At 48.5% G+C, this 16,104-nt stretch carries 16 protein-coding genes, 1 rRNA gene and 1 pseudogene; 5 read left to right on the top strand and 13 right to left on the bottom strand.

Features of this window, described 5'->3' with window-relative positions:
- A 5S ribosomal RNA gene (rrf, locus tag H6G00_RS19230) occupies positions 1–104 on the top strand; the annotation flags it as partial.
- 94 nt (positions 105–198) lie between these two features.
- Here the strand turns inward: rrf and H6G00_RS19225 are convergent.
- Complete coding sequence (locus tag H6G00_RS19225; RefSeq protein WP_190797965.1) at positions 199–1,614, bottom strand: isochorismate synthase; 1,416 nt, start codon at positions 1,612–1,614, stop codon at positions 199–201.
- A 533-nt stretch (positions 1,615–2,147) separates the two neighbouring features.
- Between H6G00_RS19225 and menA the strand changes: the two genes are divergently transcribed.
- The 3 genes and pseudogenes from menA to H6G00_RS19210 all read left to right on the top strand — a co-directional run bounded on the left by menA (position 2,148) and on the right by H6G00_RS19210 (position 4,546).
- Positions 2,148–3,044 carry a 2-carboxy-1,4-naphthoquinone phytyltransferase gene (gene menA, locus H6G00_RS19220; protein ID WP_190797964.1) on the top strand — a complete coding sequence of 299 codons (897 nt, stop codon included), beginning with the start codon at positions 2,148–2,150 and terminating at the stop codon, positions 3,042–3,044.
- Positions 3,045–3,433: 389 nt separating this feature from the next.
- Positions 3,434–4,114 carry a hypothetical protein gene (locus H6G00_RS36730; RefSeq protein WP_347278203.1) on the top strand — a complete coding sequence of 227 codons (681 nt, stop codon included), beginning with the start codon at positions 3,434–3,436 and terminating at the stop codon, positions 4,112–4,114.
- 48 nt (positions 4,115–4,162) lie between these two features.
- Positions 4,163–4,546: pseudogene (locus tag H6G00_RS19210) on the top strand (VOC family protein).
- 19 nt (positions 4,547–4,565) lie between these two features.
- On the opposite strand, the gene H6G00_RS19205 reads toward H6G00_RS19210, so the two are convergent.
- The 12 genes from H6G00_RS19205 to psaM all read right to left on the bottom strand — a co-directional run bounded on the left by H6G00_RS19205 (position 4,566) and on the right by psaM (position 15,031).
- Positions 4,566–4,991: a hypothetical protein gene (locus H6G00_RS19205; RefSeq protein WP_190797962.1), complete on the bottom strand. Its 426-nt coding sequence runs from the start codon at positions 4,989–4,991 to the stop codon at positions 4,566–4,568.
- Positions 4,992–5,024: 33 nt separating this feature from the next.
- Complete coding sequence (locus H6G00_RS19200; protein ID WP_190797961.1) at positions 5,025–7,022, bottom strand: FHA domain-containing protein; 1,998 nt, start codon at positions 7,020–7,022, stop codon at positions 5,025–5,027.
- A gap of 26 nt (positions 7,023–7,048) precedes the next feature.
- Entirely contained in the window at positions 7,049–7,600 is a 552-nt protein-coding gene (locus H6G00_RS19195) for an FHA domain-containing protein (RefSeq protein ID WP_190797960.1), read from the bottom strand.
- 203 nt (positions 7,601–7,803) lie between these two features.
- On the bottom strand, positions 7,804–8,967 hold the full coding sequence (locus H6G00_RS19190; protein ID WP_190644672.1) for an NDP-sugar synthase: 1,164 nt from the start codon (positions 8,965–8,967) through the stop codon (positions 7,804–7,806).
- A 246-nt stretch (positions 8,968–9,213) separates the two neighbouring features.
- A complete protein-coding gene (locus tag H6G00_RS19185) occupies positions 9,214–10,071 on the bottom strand; it encodes a segregation/condensation protein A (RefSeq protein WP_190797959.1) in 858 nt (285 codons plus the stop codon).
- An 11-nt stretch (positions 10,072–10,082) separates the two neighbouring features.
- Positions 10,083–10,220: a hypothetical protein gene (locus tag H6G00_RS19180; RefSeq protein ID WP_190797958.1), complete on the bottom strand. Its 138-nt coding sequence runs from the start codon at positions 10,218–10,220 to the stop codon at positions 10,083–10,085.
- 32 nt (positions 10,221–10,252) lie between these two features.
- Positions 10,253–10,621, bottom strand: a complete 369-nt coding sequence (locus tag H6G00_RS19175; protein WP_190644675.1) for a LapA family protein — start codon at positions 10,619–10,621, stop codon at positions 10,253–10,255.
- Between the two features lie 391 nt (positions 10,622–11,012).
- Positions 11,013–11,630 carry a transcriptional repressor LexA gene (lexA, locus tag H6G00_RS19170; RefSeq protein ID WP_190797957.1) on the bottom strand — a complete coding sequence of 206 codons (618 nt, stop codon included), beginning with the start codon at positions 11,628–11,630 and terminating at the stop codon, positions 11,013–11,015.
- A 268-nt stretch (positions 11,631–11,898) separates the two neighbouring features.
- On the bottom strand, positions 11,899–13,029 hold the full coding sequence (gene hppD, locus H6G00_RS19165) for a 4-hydroxyphenylpyruvate dioxygenase (protein ID WP_190797956.1): 1,131 nt from the start codon (positions 13,027–13,029) through the stop codon (positions 11,899–11,901).
- Positions 13,030–13,216: 187 nt separating this feature from the next.
- A complete protein-coding gene (locus H6G00_RS19160; RefSeq protein WP_190797955.1) occupies positions 13,217–14,005 on the bottom strand; it encodes a hypothetical protein in 789 nt (262 codons plus the stop codon).
- A gap of 114 nt (positions 14,006–14,119) precedes the next feature.
- Positions 14,120–14,527, bottom strand: a complete 408-nt coding sequence (locus H6G00_RS19155) for a hypothetical protein (RefSeq protein WP_190644679.1) — start codon at positions 14,525–14,527, stop codon at positions 14,120–14,122.
- Positions 14,528–14,935: 408 nt separating this feature from the next.
- Positions 14,936–15,031 (bottom strand): photosystem I reaction center subunit XII, encoded by a 96-nt coding sequence (gene psaM / locus H6G00_RS19150; protein WP_190644680.1) that lies wholly within the window; start codon positions 15,029–15,031, stop codon positions 14,936–14,938.
- A 360-nt stretch (positions 15,032–15,391) separates the two neighbouring features.
- Here psaM and phoU point away from each other — a divergent pair, with 360 nt between their 5' ends.
- Positions 15,392–16,045, top strand: a complete 654-nt coding sequence (phoU, locus tag H6G00_RS19145) for a phosphate signaling complex protein PhoU (protein ID WP_190644681.1) — start codon at positions 15,392–15,394, stop codon at positions 16,043–16,045.
- Positions 16,046–16,104 lie beyond the last annotated feature (59 nt).

Raw genomic sequence — 16,104 nt, 5'->3', positions numbered from 1 at the left:
CGCAATGGAACCACTCCGAACCCATCCCGAACTCGGTCGTGAAACATCGCTGCGGCAAAGATAGTTGAGGGGTTGCCCTCCGCAAAAATAGCTCGGCGCCAGGTTATTAATAAAAAGAGCTAAAGCTCCTTCAACAAAGCGAAGGAGGCTTTAGCTCTTTAAACATATTGTTCTTCTTAAACAATGTTGTTTGGTTATCTAAACTAGTGCTTGAAGTAGAGTTTGCAGCTTCAGTTTGACTTCTGCTAGCTCTCGGTTTGGGTTAGAACCTGCGACGATTCCTGCTCCAGCGTAGAGACGGGCATGATGGCCGTCAATGAGGGCAGAGCGGATTCCGACGATAAATTCAGCATTCCCTTGAGCATCAATCCAGCCAAGGGGAGCGGCGTAGAGCGATCGCTCAAATTTTTCATAACGTCGAATTTCTTCACAAGCAAAATCCCTGGGCATCCCGGCAACAGCAGGGGTTGGGTGGAGCTGAGCCAGAATTTTTAGTGGATGCAGATATTTTGGGAGAGTTGCCTGAATCGGAGTGTGCAAGTGTTGAATATTAGTTAGCTGGCGCAATTTTGGTACGGCTGGGATTTGGGGGTTAAGTCCAAAGCGAGATAGTTGTTGAGCAATGAAGTCTACTACGACCTGATGCTCATGTCGTTCTTTGGAGCTATTCAGCAACCGATTCGCCAGGTCTGCGTCTGCTGTCACTGTTTTACCTCTGGGTGCAGAACCTGCTAGAGCCTCTGTATTGAGCTGGCGATCACAAATTCTGATGAGGCATTCTGGACTAGCTCCAATAAAATTTTGACCTTTGCCATTGCCTGTTGAGAAAGTGTAGCAATCAGGATAAATTTTGCGGAGGTGATGTAGTGAGTCTATCCATTGAAAAGGGAATTTTGAAACTACATCTACTGCATGGGCTAATACAAGCTTATTTAAGTGATGAATTTGAATAGACTTTAATGCTGAGGCTACGGCTACTTTAAAGTTATTGGTGTCATTTACGTTCCAGTGATTCAATTTATATTGAATGTTGCTTGAAAGGTTAAAAATTCCGTACTTTGCTAGACAAATATTTTGAAATTCACGACAAACTTGTTCAATCAAAAGCTCCAAATTAGAATTAGCGTGGATTGCTAGGTTCAAAATCACGGTCGATTGATCCGCTTTTGAAGAAACTTGCCACTTTGGTAAAAAGATAGTGGCTTCCGAGAAAGTGGATTCTGAAGTAGCGCCCTGGTCGAAAAAGCTAAAGCTACAGAAGCAACGTGGTAATAAATGGTTTGAGGAAGTGGCTGAAACTAAATAATTGAAACAGGATTCAGTAAATTTTTGAGCTTGGAAAAAACGCGTTTTCCCTGACGTTTTCAGGGATGAAACTGCTCCAATAGCAGCGATCGCTTCATCTTCGGCGGGGTTTTCGATGTAGAAATGAAGCTGATCTGGTGTTGCAATTTCGTGTAGCACAGCAAGCGGATCAACCCGATCAACTTTTAAGGAAATACTAGCGATTTGCGTCTCATTCTGCTCAATTGATTTCTGCTGACAAATTGAAAGAAATTGAAAAAACTGCTTACAGTCCTGAAAGAGATTGACAGAATGGGGTATGACTGGCATGGACGCAAAAAGGTCAGATTTTCCCAAAATGGATCAGCTTTAAGTAGATAGAAATGATTAAACTAAGCGCTTTTTGGATGAAGTGTTTAGTGTAATCCGATTAGACTACCTATGAATACAGGTAGCACACTTCCAATTGCTGTAACCACTGCACCCGATTCTCTGAGAAGCTGGCTTAGAGCAAGCAGTCAAGCAGTTTCTCGGTTAGATTATCGTAAAAAGTCGAGTTCTAGCATGGTTCCTGTGGCATCTTGTGGACTGAACCAGCCTGACATAGCTGCCTTCGTTCGCTAGAGCAAGAGTCACAAATCTTTGAAAACTGACACATTGCACTGCTGCTCAGCTTCCCGTAGGGTGGACTTGGGAGGAAAAACAGTTATTCCCACCTATCTCTGTCTCCGATTCCCGTAACCGTGTTCTTCGTCTCAACGCCTCGGTAGGATTCCGAGAATGCGAGCGGGAGGGACACAAGGAATGTTTGAGACAAGCTGTTCGTGTCTCTTGCTGAGTTTTAAGTTGCTGAGTTTTAAGCCATGACCACAAAGTCTCTTAGTTACCCCAAATCTAAGCTCTGGCTAGCAGCCATCAAGCCGCCAATGTATAGTGTTGCAGTGATTCCGATTTGGGTTGGAACAGCCATTGCATTTGCTGAAACAGGAACGATTCAAAGTGGAATATTTTTAACTTTTTTACTCGCGGCTATTTTAATTGTGGCGTGGATAAACTTGAGCAACGATGTGTTTGATTCGGAAACAGGAATTGATCAAAACAAAGCTCATTCGTTGGTCAATTTGACAGGCAACAAATCTCTGATTTTTGGGTTGGGAAACTTGTTTTTGGCACTGGGTGTGTCTGGAGTTTTGGCGATCGCCTGGCTCCAGTATGACTTCACTATTCCTGGTATTGTTTTGCTCTGTTGCGCTCTGGGCTATAGCTATCAGGGACCGCCCTTTCGCTTGGGTTATCAAGGATTAGGTGAAATAATTTGTTTTGTTTGCTTTGGGCCGCTTGCGATCGCTGCTGCTTACTATAGCCAAACTCAGTCCTGGTCGATTTCTGCACTGGTTGCTTCGATTATTATTGGCATCAGCACCAGTTTGATTTTGTTTTGCTCGCACTTCCATCAGGTTAAAGATGACTTGGCGGCAGGTAAGCGATCGCCTATTGTGCGTTTAGGAACTGCCAGAGGGGCTAGCCTCCTGCCCTGGCTTTGTGGCAGTATCTACGGGTTGACGGGGTTGTGTGTGGCGCTGCAGGTTTTTCCGAGTTGGACGCTGCTAATTTTCCTCAGCCTGCCACCAGCGGTCAAACTTTGCCGTCATGTTGCTCAACACCACGACCAGCCAGAGCGAGTAAGCAACTGCAAATTTATTGCGGTTACCTTGCATTTCTGGAGTGGGCTATTGCTAGGTCTAGGATTTGTCTTGTGAGAAATGTGAACCGGATTGCGGGAATGGCGATGTGCTGGTTTCCTTTAGCGATCGCTCCCGCTTTAGCATTGGCACCTGAAGTGCAGGCAGACCTTCAAACTTCAAGCATAGAGTCTGCAGAGATGACTGCTGTAGCCACATCGGATCTAGATCTGGTTACATCAGAGGTCGTTACTTCCGAAATAGCTGAATTGGATGCAATTTCTCAAGTCGGAGTGCCTCAATCTGCTGCGATCGCTAATCTTTCAACGCTGCCGCCATTAGGAGAAGCTGCTGATTTAGGATTTTCAGGCGAATTGACTCAGGCTTCTTTTACGGAGGACTCTTTTGGTGCGATCGCTTCCAATGCTGAAGCTGCTGAAATCGGTTATACCGTCGAATTGCCAGAAATAGAAGCGATCGCCCAAACTTCTCCTTCACCAGAATCGTCTGAACCACAAGATTCTGATGATTCAAGCAATTCTGACGCGACCGAACAAGTGGATTTAGATTCAGAGACGATCAAAAATAGCCCAGTTCTTCAACGCTGGCTGGAAGACATTCCCGATGTATTGTCTGAGATTCGCAGCGATCCAAGCTTTCGGACGCGGCTGCGGCTGGGCTATTCGCAGTTTCCCTCTACCGATCAGGCGGGTGGGTTTAATGTCGGCATTGAGGACGTGTTCATCGGTCAAACGGGTCTGACGGTCAGCGCTGACTATCAAGCAACCTTCGAGGGCGATCGCCAGGCTTACGGCGCTGATTTGCGCTACTACATTCGTCCATTGGGTAGCTATATCAACGTTGCTCCTGTGGTTGGCTATCGCTACCTAGAAACCGATGAATACACTACCGACGACCTCAATCTGGGATTGCGCTTTTTGCTTGCCCTCTCACGCACCGGAGCGGCTGATATTTCATTGACTCAAACTTGGGTGGCACCTGGTGGTGACGAGGAAGTAGGAATAACAACGCTATCAGTTGGCTATGCGCTGACTGAAGATTTGAGAATTTCAACGGATATGCAAAAGCAAAATTCTTCGTTTAATAAAGACAGCCGGGTGGGAATTGTGCTGGAGTGGATGCTTTAGTTTTTAACAAAAAAGCGATCGCCACGATTCAGTTAGGAAGAATAATTTATGACCACTTCACCAAAGCTTGGCAACATTAGCCCGCTTATTCCAGCAGGTCAGGATGTAGAAAAGGCGATCGCCTTTTATGAGCAGCAGCTTGGATTCACAACGGTTTACCGGGAAGGTGAGCCTGTCACAATGGCGATTGTGAAACGTGACTCAGCCCAAATTGTTCTACAGCAAAATGACGACAAACATTTAGCAGAATGGACAACCTTTCGCATTCAAGTTGAACAGATTGAACAGCTTTATCAGGAGTTTCAAGCAAAAGGGGGAACAATGATTCATCCCAATGGCAAACTACAAACTAAACCTTAGGGAACAAAAGAGTTTGCTGTCATTGATCTAGCTGGGGTCTGTATCACCTTCTATGAACCAGACAGCAACTAAACAATTCCTGTCCTTACTTCTATAGCCACTGTCCGCCTCGAAAGCGCGATCGCAAAAATACCACTCGCATCAAAGTTTGTGACATTGTAAAGACTGCTAGCCAGACCAGGCTATAGTGCAGTGCAAACCAACCAATTGGGGTAGTTCTGGCAATTCCTGGCAATCCAATTGTCTTAAACAGTAAGAGAATAAATATTGCTTCCCAGATGCCTGCTAAGAGCTGAAACGCAGCTGGCCAGTCTCGATCCCAGCGAAATTTTTGTAGACAATCGTAGAGCAGGTCCCACCCTATTCCAAAGACGGCAACATAGCCCAACACCCACAGAAAAACTGGATACGAACCGAGCACAATCCAACCCATTGAGAAGGGTAGCGTTACCAATAGCCCAACTGTAGCGAGGAGTAACAGTCGAGATTGCCAGCGACCGAGAAGAGTGGGGGTCATAGGGGAAAGGGGCTAGGAACTGGGGGCTGGGAGCTAGGGTTGGTTGGGAGCTTGGTTCGTGACCCATTTAAGCCATTGAGTCAGGGAAGTGAGTCCGTTGAGGTAGCGGAGGTTGGGAGCGCGGGTAGAGACGAGGCTATCAACGGCAGCGAGGGCGGCGTACTGTAGTCCCAGAAAGCTATCGACAGCAGCGTGAGGTCCACCCAGAGTGGATGCTCCTGCGGCATACACGCGCCCCTGCCCAGAGGAACGCATTTCGACTAGCTCGAAGTCATTAGCCACGTTGAGACGACCCAGGGTGTTAATAGGCAGATCGTAGTGTGTTACCAGATCTTCGAGCAGTGGATTGGCGTTAACTTTGGCATCCAACCCAGTAGCATCAATGATGAAGTCTGCCTCTAGTTGAGTTTTGCCTTTGAAGTCCTTTTCCTGAATGTAGGTGATGGTACCTTTTTGCCCGTCTTGCTCGACGCGCTCGACTTCACCAAAGGCAATCTTGTACCAGCCCTGGTTTAGCCCTTCCTGGACGATACGCTGCCAGTCGTGACGGTCGGCGGTGGTGGTGCCACCCCAATCAGTGAGCAGGCGCGATCGCTGCTGTGGGTTAGCGGACTCTAGCACGGTGCGGAACTCTCCACCCCAACAGGCTTTGGGCCAGTTAAACGGCTGAAATTCGTAGTGATGTTTGACCTGCCGTTGAGCTTTACCAAATTTGTTGCCTTGCGGTTTGGGCGATCGCATCAGATGCAGCAGCGAGATATGAGGATTTTTCCTCCGGGCTTCATAAATACGCTGAACAACGCGGGAAGCTACAATGCCACGACCCCGAATCAGCACGGTGCCGCCATACTGCTCTAGCTTCTGGTAAACGTGTTCGTGTTCTTCGTAGGCATTGACGACAGATTTGAAGTCGCCCGTTTTTTCACGGTAAGCCTGCAAGTCAGGGAGGAATTGAATTGCCGGATAGCCTGTTGCCAGGTGCAGGTAGCGCGACACGATGAAGGCATGTTCTCGGTGGCTAGCGGTCGAGCGGGAATAGGCGATCGCATACCGTCCATCATTCGTTTGGCGAATTGATAAAACACGCCCATAGCGAAAAATCTGCTGCCAGCCAATTCGCTGTGCCTCTCGGTCAATTGAGGCAAACACATTGCCAGAGCGAGGCGTATAGGTTTCTGCTAGGGTTGGTTCGGCAAACACCTGCCACAGATATTTCAGTGCAGAACCGATTTGCCCTTGGCGAAAGCTGTGCCACGATTCTCGAAAGGCGTAGCTAGGAAATCCCCAAATGTTATCGGGGCAAGAATCAGAGTTTGACCGCAACCGTTCGTGCAGCGGAATTTGGGAATTCTGGCAAAGGCGTTGGTAGCGGGCGTAGGGCTGTGGTTCCATGCCGATCGCCACGACTTGATTCAACCGTGCCCCACAAAGCCGCAGCAAATCTACCCAAATGAAGCTGCCCAGTCCTGCCCCAATTGCTGCATAGTCAAACTCATGCACCATCAACTCGGTGTCCATCAGGTCACGCATCGATACTTGCTGAGCCTGAAAGAAGGGGGGTGGAAAGTTTGAGCGTGCCGCAGGTGCCGTTGGGGTCGATCCGGATAGGGTGGATGTAGCATCAGGTACAGGCAGGTCTGTTTCAGAATGAAACAGGATGGTCGAATCACCAATTGGAGTGGCAGCCGACTGAATATCTAGAAAAACGGAAATTTGGTAAGGACCAATTTGAATGGTGTCGCCATTGGTAAGGAAGCTTCGAGTTTGGCGGGTGCCGTTGACAAAGGTGCCATTGCTGCTGTTCTGGTCGGCGATCGCCACCCCCACGCTATCCTGCTCAATCAGCGCATGAAATCGCGAAACCTGGCCACTGTCCAGCATAATCCGCGCAACTCGCTGTTCCCTCAAGGAAGCAGGCATCTGGGCAAATTCCCGCCCTAGAGCAATTGGCACGGACAGAATGGGCTCTCGTCGTTCTCCTGTGGCAGGATCATCCCAACGCAAGCGAATTTGCAGAAGTCCGGGATTCATAGGGTAGAAGGATAGGACTTAGGCGATTATTTTTCTCCCGGAACCATCAGCACGCTAACGGCAGCAGCTAGAGACGTGCCGCACCAGGGACAGCCAAGACTAAGCCGCTCATAGGGCGAAACTTGATGACATCTAGGACACTTCAGTCCATACGATGTGCTTGCCCGGGAAGCCGCAGGATGCTCCGTCGGTTGTACTGGTGTCGTTGCAGTAGGTGGCGGTACGGCGACCGTATTAGCAACGCTTGAGGCGATCGCCACCACCTGAAGCTCAACCTGCCCCAAATAGATACTGGTACCCTGACGCAGCGCTACTTCACCCTCAGTCAGCTTTTGCCGATTGACAAGGGGAGGGTTTGTATCTCGCAAATTTCGCAAGTAAAACCCGCCGTGCTGGGGATTATAAAAAATTTCGACGTGCAAACCCGATACTGTTGGATGAGTTAATACCAGGTCACATCGCACCGGATCACGCCCAATCCGAATGCCTCCAGACGAGTTAATTGACTGCTGTTTATCAGCAATGGTGTAGGTCTTGACGTGACCTGCCTCTACCCATTGCAGCGTTAATTGATTCATGCGCCCAATGCTCAATGCTAAGACTTGCTACAGCAGGTTATTCTCTGATTTCTAACATGATCTTGCATGAGAAACAGAAAATATGGGCGGAATCTTAATAGGGGCTAGGAGCTAGGGGCTGGGGACTAGGGTTATGAAGAACCCAGAAGATAATTTATCTCCTCACCCTCTAGCCCCTAGTTCCTAGCTCCTAATCCCTTCTCCTATCCCTTTCCTAGCAGCTCGGCGATCGCCTGTCGCTCGGCGGGGGGTTGCGAGGGGAGAACTTGACGAGTATCGGTGATCAGCCAATCCAATGCGGCTGCCTGTACATCAATGGCAGCTCCAGTCTTGTCGATACAGTGGCGACCAAACACTAGCTTATCGACTAAGCGCACTCCGGGGCCAAGGCGGGAATATTCAAAGATGACGCTGTTGTCTACGGTCGCGCCGCTGCAAATGTAGCAGTTTGGGCCAATCATCGTTGGTCCAATGATTGTGGCTCCGTCTTCAATGTGAGTCATGCCGCCGATGTAAACCGGACCTTTGATGTCAACTTTGTCCCAATTCACTGAGACATTTAGCCCGGTGTAAATGCCGGGGGCAACCTGGTGCCCAGGAATATCTACGTTCTTGACCTCACCTAGCAAGACACTACGAATTGCGCGCCAGTAATCAGGTACTTTACCGATGTCTACCCATTCAAAGTCCATTGAGATGCCGTAGAAGGGCGCACCCATTTCTACCAACTTGGGGAAAAGTTGTCCGCCAATATCGTATTCCTCACCAGAGGGAATGTAATCTAAGATTTCTGGCTCAAAAATGTAAATACCCGTGTTGATGTCGGTACTTAGGGCTTCTTCGACGGAGGGCTTTTCCTGAAAGGCTTTGATCCGCCCTTCCTCATCTGTGACAACCACACCGTAGCTGGAAACTTCTTCGCGGGGTACAGGCATCATAACGACTGTGGCGATCGCACCCTTCTCACGATGCCAGCGCACGGCTGCGCTCAAATCTAAGTCGATTAGGGCATCACCGCAAAGCACCACAAAGGTGTCATCAAAAAATGGAGAAAAATCTTGGATGCGCTTCATTCCTCCAGCGGAGCCAAGCGCTGCGCCAACCAGAGTTCCGTCGGGCTCAATTCGCCCTTCAAAGGAATAGGCAATCTGAACGCCAAATCGTTGACCATCTCGAAAATAGCCTTCGATTTCGTTGGCAAGATGGCTGACGTTCACCATGATTTCGTCAAAGCCATGCTGACGCAGTAGTTCCAGCAAAAACTCCATTACTGGCTTCTGCAAAATCGGAATCATTGGCTTAGGGATGGTGTAGGTAATAGGGCGTACACGAGTACCCTTACCTGCTGCCAGAATCATGGCTTTCATAAGTATTTTCTCTCAATCCTGGGCTAGGTTAGCTTCTGCTTAGTTGATGTCGATTTGGTCAACTTGTTCCAGTTTTCCATAATCTCTGGGAATTACTGGATACAAAATAGCAATTTTGCACAATCTACATTAAGCCTGTTAGCAAAACCGGAATTTACTTAATGGAAACTGCAGAGAAGCTTACAGGCAAGACAGTTGCACGACGTTCAATATCACCCGCGGCGAGTGAAGAATTTAGCAATCGCTTCAGTCTAGCAAGGCGATCGCTGGGAATTCTGGCTCAGTTGTCGCATCACGGCTTAGGCTCCGAACCTTCAAATCTTGGTAAAACTCCTCTTGAGATAGCTCTACCTTGGATTGGGACGAAAGAAACAGCAGTGCCCAAAACACGGCAACCCGATCACCCTGAGGAGAATGACTGTGCAAATCAACAGGCTTAGTAAATTCTGCCACTCCATTTCCAGTTGGATTAATCCAAACGTCTAGAAGCGACTCAAAATCTAGCCAGTCCTGCCCCTGACTAATCTCATCCCAATGCTCAGCAAGAAACTGGTCGATTGCGGCTGCAACCTCTGACAGGTTTTCCTGGTGAGCAAGCTGGGCGATCGCCCGCACCGCCTGTGAGCGAGATTGTGAGCGAGGGCGGCGCACCCGCGAACGGGGCTTTTGATCCACCATTGCGGTCGCCATCAGCTCAAGTTGAGCAATCAGCTCCTGGAGCGTGACCCGCCGCTGTTGGGGTGGACGGGCCACCGCCCGTCGCCGAATCCGTCGCTCTAAATGCAGCGGCAAGGGTTGACCTGCCCCTGCCTCATCTAACAATTCAGGTTCTTCGACGATCTCTGCTTCGGCTCCTGCCTCCAGGCGAGCCAGACTGTCTGCCTTCAGCAAAACCAGCATCGATGCATACAGGAAAGCCTGTCCTGATTGCGATAGGTCAGCCTCATAGGGTGCTCGACCTGACTCGACGGTTTGCGTCGGTTTGAGTTGACTCAGAAACCGATCGATGACTTCAATCACTTGCACATCCCAGGGATCTACTTCTCCTCGCTCTGCCAGGTCAATCAGCAGGGCGATCGCGTTTTGTGCCAGGGATTGGGTCATAGGAGAGAAGCTTACCTGATACGAATTCGGACAAAATACACCGCTGCTATCACAATCAGGTTGAGAAACAAAAGCGGCACCCACAGGCTCCAAGGGCGGAGCGGCTCAATTAGGGCAGAAGCATTCATCATCAATAGCATTGGTAGCATTATCGTCAACAGCATCCAGTAGGGTATACAAGCTATTTAGCTGCAAATACCTCAGTGACTTCGACATCTTCAGTTCGAGATTGGGAGGCAGGCAAAAGCCGTTGCTGCTCTTCTAGCTCTACCTTATAGCGCTGTACATCTTGCTCCAACTCTTCAATTCGAACGTCACGCTGACGAATTTCTTTCCCTGATTCCAACACCCGCTGAATCTGCGTCCAAACGCTAAAGACCCAGGCTAATGTTGCCCCAATTCCCATTGCTAAAAGCAACTCAACCGATAGGGGCGCTTGTAGCTCAACTCCTTCAACAACATGAATGACAGCAGGTTCTGTATTCTCAATCCCAAACAGGACGAGAGCCAGGCAGAAGACAAAGATAATTACAAAGTTAATTTGGCGCATTGGTTAAAACCTCACTCTTGCGGATGACCAATCCAAATTGCCAGTAAGGTAGAACACACGTCAAGGTAGTCATGAAAGCAACAACCTTGAAACAGAGTCTAACAGCTTAATGATAGTAATACGTCTGATCCAATATGAGTGAAGACATGAGAATTAATTGAGGGTGTAAGGAATAGGGATTTAAGGAAAGTCATCAGTTAAAGATTTCCTACGCGACCTGATGCTTGAGACCCCCTTATTCAAAGAATTGTAAAGCCGTTCGCCTCTTAGATACCTAGATCTAGAAAGCGGGGGATCTGCTAGCAGATCCCCCGCTTGTTAAGCCACATACTTGTTCCAACAAATCTCAGTCAATAGCCAATCTCAGAAGCCAATCTCAGAGCTATTTCAACTATTTTATGGAACTGTAATCACGCCATACGCCAACCAAGACGCCCTGAACTGTAACTCTCTCTAGGGGTTCTTTGATCACGTCATACTTGGAATTTCCGGGCTTTAGCAGAACATGATCTTGTTCGCGATAGAAATATTTCAGCGTATTGCCTGCTCCTTCAACTCGGGCAGCAACAATGGTGCCATCCTTCAGGCGGTCGGGTTCTTGCACAGGGCGCATGATGACAAAGTCACCATCAGCGATCATTGCCTCGATCATGCTGTCTCCTGTGACTCTTAGCGCATAGTCTTGGGGACGAAGCTGTAGCCCTGCAATGTCAAGATAGATCGTGTCATCATCAGTAGCAGGTTCAAGCGCACCCCCTGCAAAAACTTCACCTCTAATTGGCACACCTTGAGCAATGCTATGGATCAGCCGAATTGTTCTTGCCTTGCCTTCTGTCCAGTCAATGTAGCCTTTGGTTCGCAAATGCTCAAGACGGCTTTGAATAGGAGCGGGAGATTTAAGCCCCATCGCTTTCATCATTTGCCGAATAGAAGGAGAGTGCTGATATTCTTTGATGTAGCTGGCTAGCCAATCATAAAGCTGTTGCTGGACTTCAGTAAGGCGTTCCATAGGAGTAGTGTTGGGAGCGGTGGCTAAGAGCGACGGATCACTCCATAGAACATTTGTACCACCAAAGCCTAGTGTTGTCTAGCCTTTTTGAAAACTTTAAAGAAAAGCTGAAGATACTTCTGACGATTTGCACCTTATTAAGCTCTTCTCTATTAGGCTCTTAAGGTCTAGCTGTTAGAGCTGAAGATGTCTTGCAAGATTAGAAGTTTTTAGAGGCTTAGGGTGGGGAAGTCTCTTAGTTGAAATTTTGAATTTCTAATTTCTAACTCTAAGTAAGATTACCACGCTTAATCTGTTCACGTTCGATCGCCTCAAACAAGGCTCGGAAATTACCTTCCCCAAATCCTTCTGCCTGGATCAAACGTTCGGCGTAGCAGTAGGTTTGGCGCTCAATGATCTCAAAGAAAAAGGTAGGTTGCTCAAAGATTGGTTGAGTGAAAGCTTGTAGCAGCATTGCCTGGGGGGTGCCTTCTGACCAGTCTGCTAGCACTTGCTGTTGGGCGATCGCCTGCCACTCTGATTCTGCTAGGCAAAACCCAGGTCGCTGGCGCAACTGGCTGTAATAAGTGAGGGGAACGGGCAGAAAGTTTAGCCCCCGTTGGCGCAGATGGGCAATGGTCTGCACGATATCCCCAGTCTGGAGGGCAATGTGCTGTACTCCAGAACCCTGATGAACATCTAAAAATTCTTGAATTTGGGAGGTCGCTGAAGCAGGTTCGTTGATTGGAAACTTTACCCCACTTTCGGGGTGAACTAGAACCTGACTGGACAAACCTGAACGTTCTGTCTGGATTGCAAAGGTTTGCTGTCGTTCAAATCCCAATGTTTTTTCGTACCAAAGTACAGCGTCTGCTAAGCTTCCGGCTGCAACATTCAACACGACATGGTCTATGTCAATAAAGTTGGGCAACCCATCTGGTTGAGTGGAAAGATACTGGCTCAAATCCAGCCTGATGAGTTGTTCAACCTCCTGTCCTGGCTCAGCCCGGTGAGGGAGTAGGGATGTAAATCCTGATCGCTCCACTAAAGTGTGGGTCAGGTCGCCCCAACCGGATATGCTGGCCCATTTCAAAAGCCCCTGAGATTGCTGTTCTGTTTGAATGGGGTGCAGCAGTTGCGCTCCGTGAGCAGTTGCGGTAGCGATCGCCTGCTCTAAATTCACAACCTGAAAAGCAACATCTGCAATGCCAGCAGGGTGCAAGCTGAGATAGTCAGAGGCGGGGCTAGAATCGGTCAGCGGCGACGAAATGACAAAATGGATTTTGCCGTTTCTAACAACCTCTGTGTGAGTGTGAAGCGTAGAGTGCCCTGCAATTGAGTAGAAGCCAAGAGTATAAACAAACCAATCGCGCCACGCTATTGCGTCTTCAACATAGAAATGAACGTGATCGATGTTCATACTGTTTGAAAAGTTCGTCCCCAAAGCGAGGGTTGCTGTTGCTTATGAACTTAACTTTGCATCATTAAGCTGAGCTGTAAGTCATTCTCTAGGTAGAAAATCGTCCTATTTCAGTTTAATCACCAAAATCAAGTGGCTTTCTGGCTAAATATTAGCCTTTTGTGGCAATAGTTGAATTTTGCATTCCTTATCGCTGTGCGATCGCCACGACTCGATCGATACTATTAGCCTTGTATTGACCTGGCAAGTATTGATCGATGTGGCGAAATAGGGCAATAGGGGCAACAGTGCGACAAGTAAAAAACTCGACTGCTGCCTGGTCTGGCAAGAGCCGTACTTTAGGCGAGAGGTCTTTGGGCTGCTCGGTGCTCCACTGCCAGTTGACCTGAGCAGGTGGCTCATCGATTAAACGGTGATGGCTCCAGTTGCGGTGTTGACCTAGTGCCCCAATTTCTAGCAATTCTCGCCGTAGGAGTGAGGCAATGATAAAAGACTGAGGAGAGCGATCGCCCTCAATCGCCTGCATAAAATCTGTCAGGGCCGATTCGGGTTTAGGCGGTTGATCGAGAGCACCTGCGGCGGCGATCGCCTTTTCAAGCTGGGCTGTCGTCCCAAACGCTTCTGGAATTGCCCAGACAACCCCCGCACCGTCTACCTCAGCTCGGTAGAGATAGCTAATGAGCCGAAATCCTGGTTTCAGCTTCAATCCCGGCAGCTTTGCCAGGGCGGTGCCTGGGTTAAGGGTGCTAACTAGCCAATGACCAGACGGTCTAGGAGAGGTCAACTGGCTTTCAATCACTCCCCCAAACTTAAACAAGTCGCCTAGAGCATCTAAAGAATTTGGTTCAGGCAATTCATCTGCCGACTTAGAGCTAGTCCAAGTCCAATGTTGCTCCGACTTGGGTAGGACTAACGTATTTTTGATGTACTGTCTAACCTTTTGCAGAGTTGCCAGCGGAAATTTTTGAATCGCCATGACCGAAAGGGGGGCTGTCAAAACAGAATAGCTGCCTGTGTAGCCAAGGCTACTAGAGACATACTACCCGTGCCAAGGGAGGGACTCCCTTCAATCTCCCAATCCCTCGTTGTGTCATTGCGCACTAGAGTCGGAGCTAGGCGGATCAACCCAGACGATAGGACGTTGCCCAGGTTCAATTCTGCTAGTTTGCTCCTGCATCACACTGGTCGCCTGACGCGGATCAAAATGTCGGTTAAAGTCTGTCTGGATCTGATCAACACGCCCTTCAACCGCAGCAACCTCAGTCGTTAGCTCACGCAGCTTTGCTTGCTGGGTCAGGTTGTAGGGAATGAGCTTGACCAAAGCAGAAACAGCAGCGATCGCCAAAACCACATTCACTGCCAGCTTTACTCCAACTTCAGTCGCCACAACTTGATGGGGTTGGTGGCGCTGCTGCGGTTGTCGCCTTGTCCGAGGTACAGAGCGTTGAGCGGGGGGCGCGATGTGGAGTGGAGGTCTAGAGGGCTGGGTTGCGTTCATGATGTTGAATATTGCTCTATCCAAGGGGACTGCCGAATCCGAGAAAACCCCTAATTGAGAGCATACTCGCCTCGGAAAAGGAATCGAAACACCCCGAAGGGGTATGAGCTGAACTAACAGGTTGAGGCTAGATCAGATGGGACAGTAAAAGCAACCCTTTTGAAAATTCCTTTTGAAAATTAAAGACAGCTTTCGGGCATCTCTAGAAAATGACTATAACTCTGTGAGCCGTTGTGAGCTGAAGTATAGCAACTTCAAATGGATTGTGAGCGTTACACTGAAAAAATGTACCTCTCACAATCCATTTATCTCTAACTGATTTCAGTCTCCCTATACAAATTCTGGACGCGGAAATAAATTTCTACGCCCAGAATTTATGAACGGGGTAGCGCTTCGCGCCACAGAGCGTTACTTGTAGAGCTCTGTAGAGAGCCGAAACGCCATAACGCCAGGGATTAAAGCAACGACCAATGCAATAAAGATTTGGGTATCTGATAATGACATAGCTGAAAAACTCCTGATTTGATGGGCAATATGTTCTACTTCGTAGGCTTTGCGCCAACGTTCATCACTGTCGGCTAAATCACGTCATTCTTGAACAATTTGTCACATGATGTAACAGAGGCAAGCTTCACCTGTGCTGTCTTATCGCTAACCCGCTAAAACTCCTCTCGGCTTTACCCTGTCTGCTTCGGTTCTGTTTGCTCCATACATTTTTACCTGCTCTCTTCCTGTTGAAATGTCTATACTGGTTTGAAAACTTAAAATTTGGGGACTTTTAGGGTTATCAAATCATCCAATTTTCGTGATTTGTGAATTTTCACGTTTCTGTATCTACCGCACCTAAGCTTCGCGAGAATCTCCTTGAACGCTTCTCAACCTACTCGAATTCAGTTTGAACGACAACTCAGACGCTTACAGCGTGACGTTTTACGTATGGGTGCGCTAGTCGAAAACTCCTGCTGGCTTGCCCGCAAAGCTCTATTTGAGCGAGATCTAGATGCGGCCAAGCAAATTGCCCAACAAGATAAACAGATTGACCAGTTTTACCGACAGATTGAGCTTGACTGCGTGAATCTGATGGCGCTTCAGGCTCCTGTGACTCAAGATCTGCGATTGCTCAGTGCTCTCATGCAGCTTGTGCGCGATTTAGAAAGAATTGGCGACTATGCTGATGATCTGGGAGAAATTGCGATGAAGCTGTTTCCTTACCCAGTTCATCCCTGTATGGATCGGGTGCAGGTGATGTCCGATCGCTGTCGGGCAATGCTGGCGATGAGTCTGGCAGCACTTTCCAATCTGGATGCAGAATCAGGTTTGGATATCAAGGTCAAGGATGATGACGTTGATTCAGACTACGAGGAATTGTATACCCTGCTGGCAAACCAAACCAACATTCAGGGGGCGATCGAGCCAATTGTGCTGCTCGTATTAGTGATTCGTCACCTGGAGCGGATGGCAGACCACGCTACAAATATCGGTAAGCGTGTAGCGTATATCGTGACTGGACAACGGTGAGTTTTGGAGTCACGGCTATTCCGACTATCGCTATATGTTTAGTTCTGAATTAGATGCAG

Source organism: Leptolyngbya sp. FACHB-541 (genome assembly GCF_014695875.1).
Taxonomy (GTDB): Bacteria; Cyanobacteriota; Cyanobacteriia; order Elainellales; family Elainellaceae; genus JAAUTN01.
Note: the sequence above shows the minus strand (reverse complement) of the source record. Positions and strands in the feature narration are given on the sequence as shown.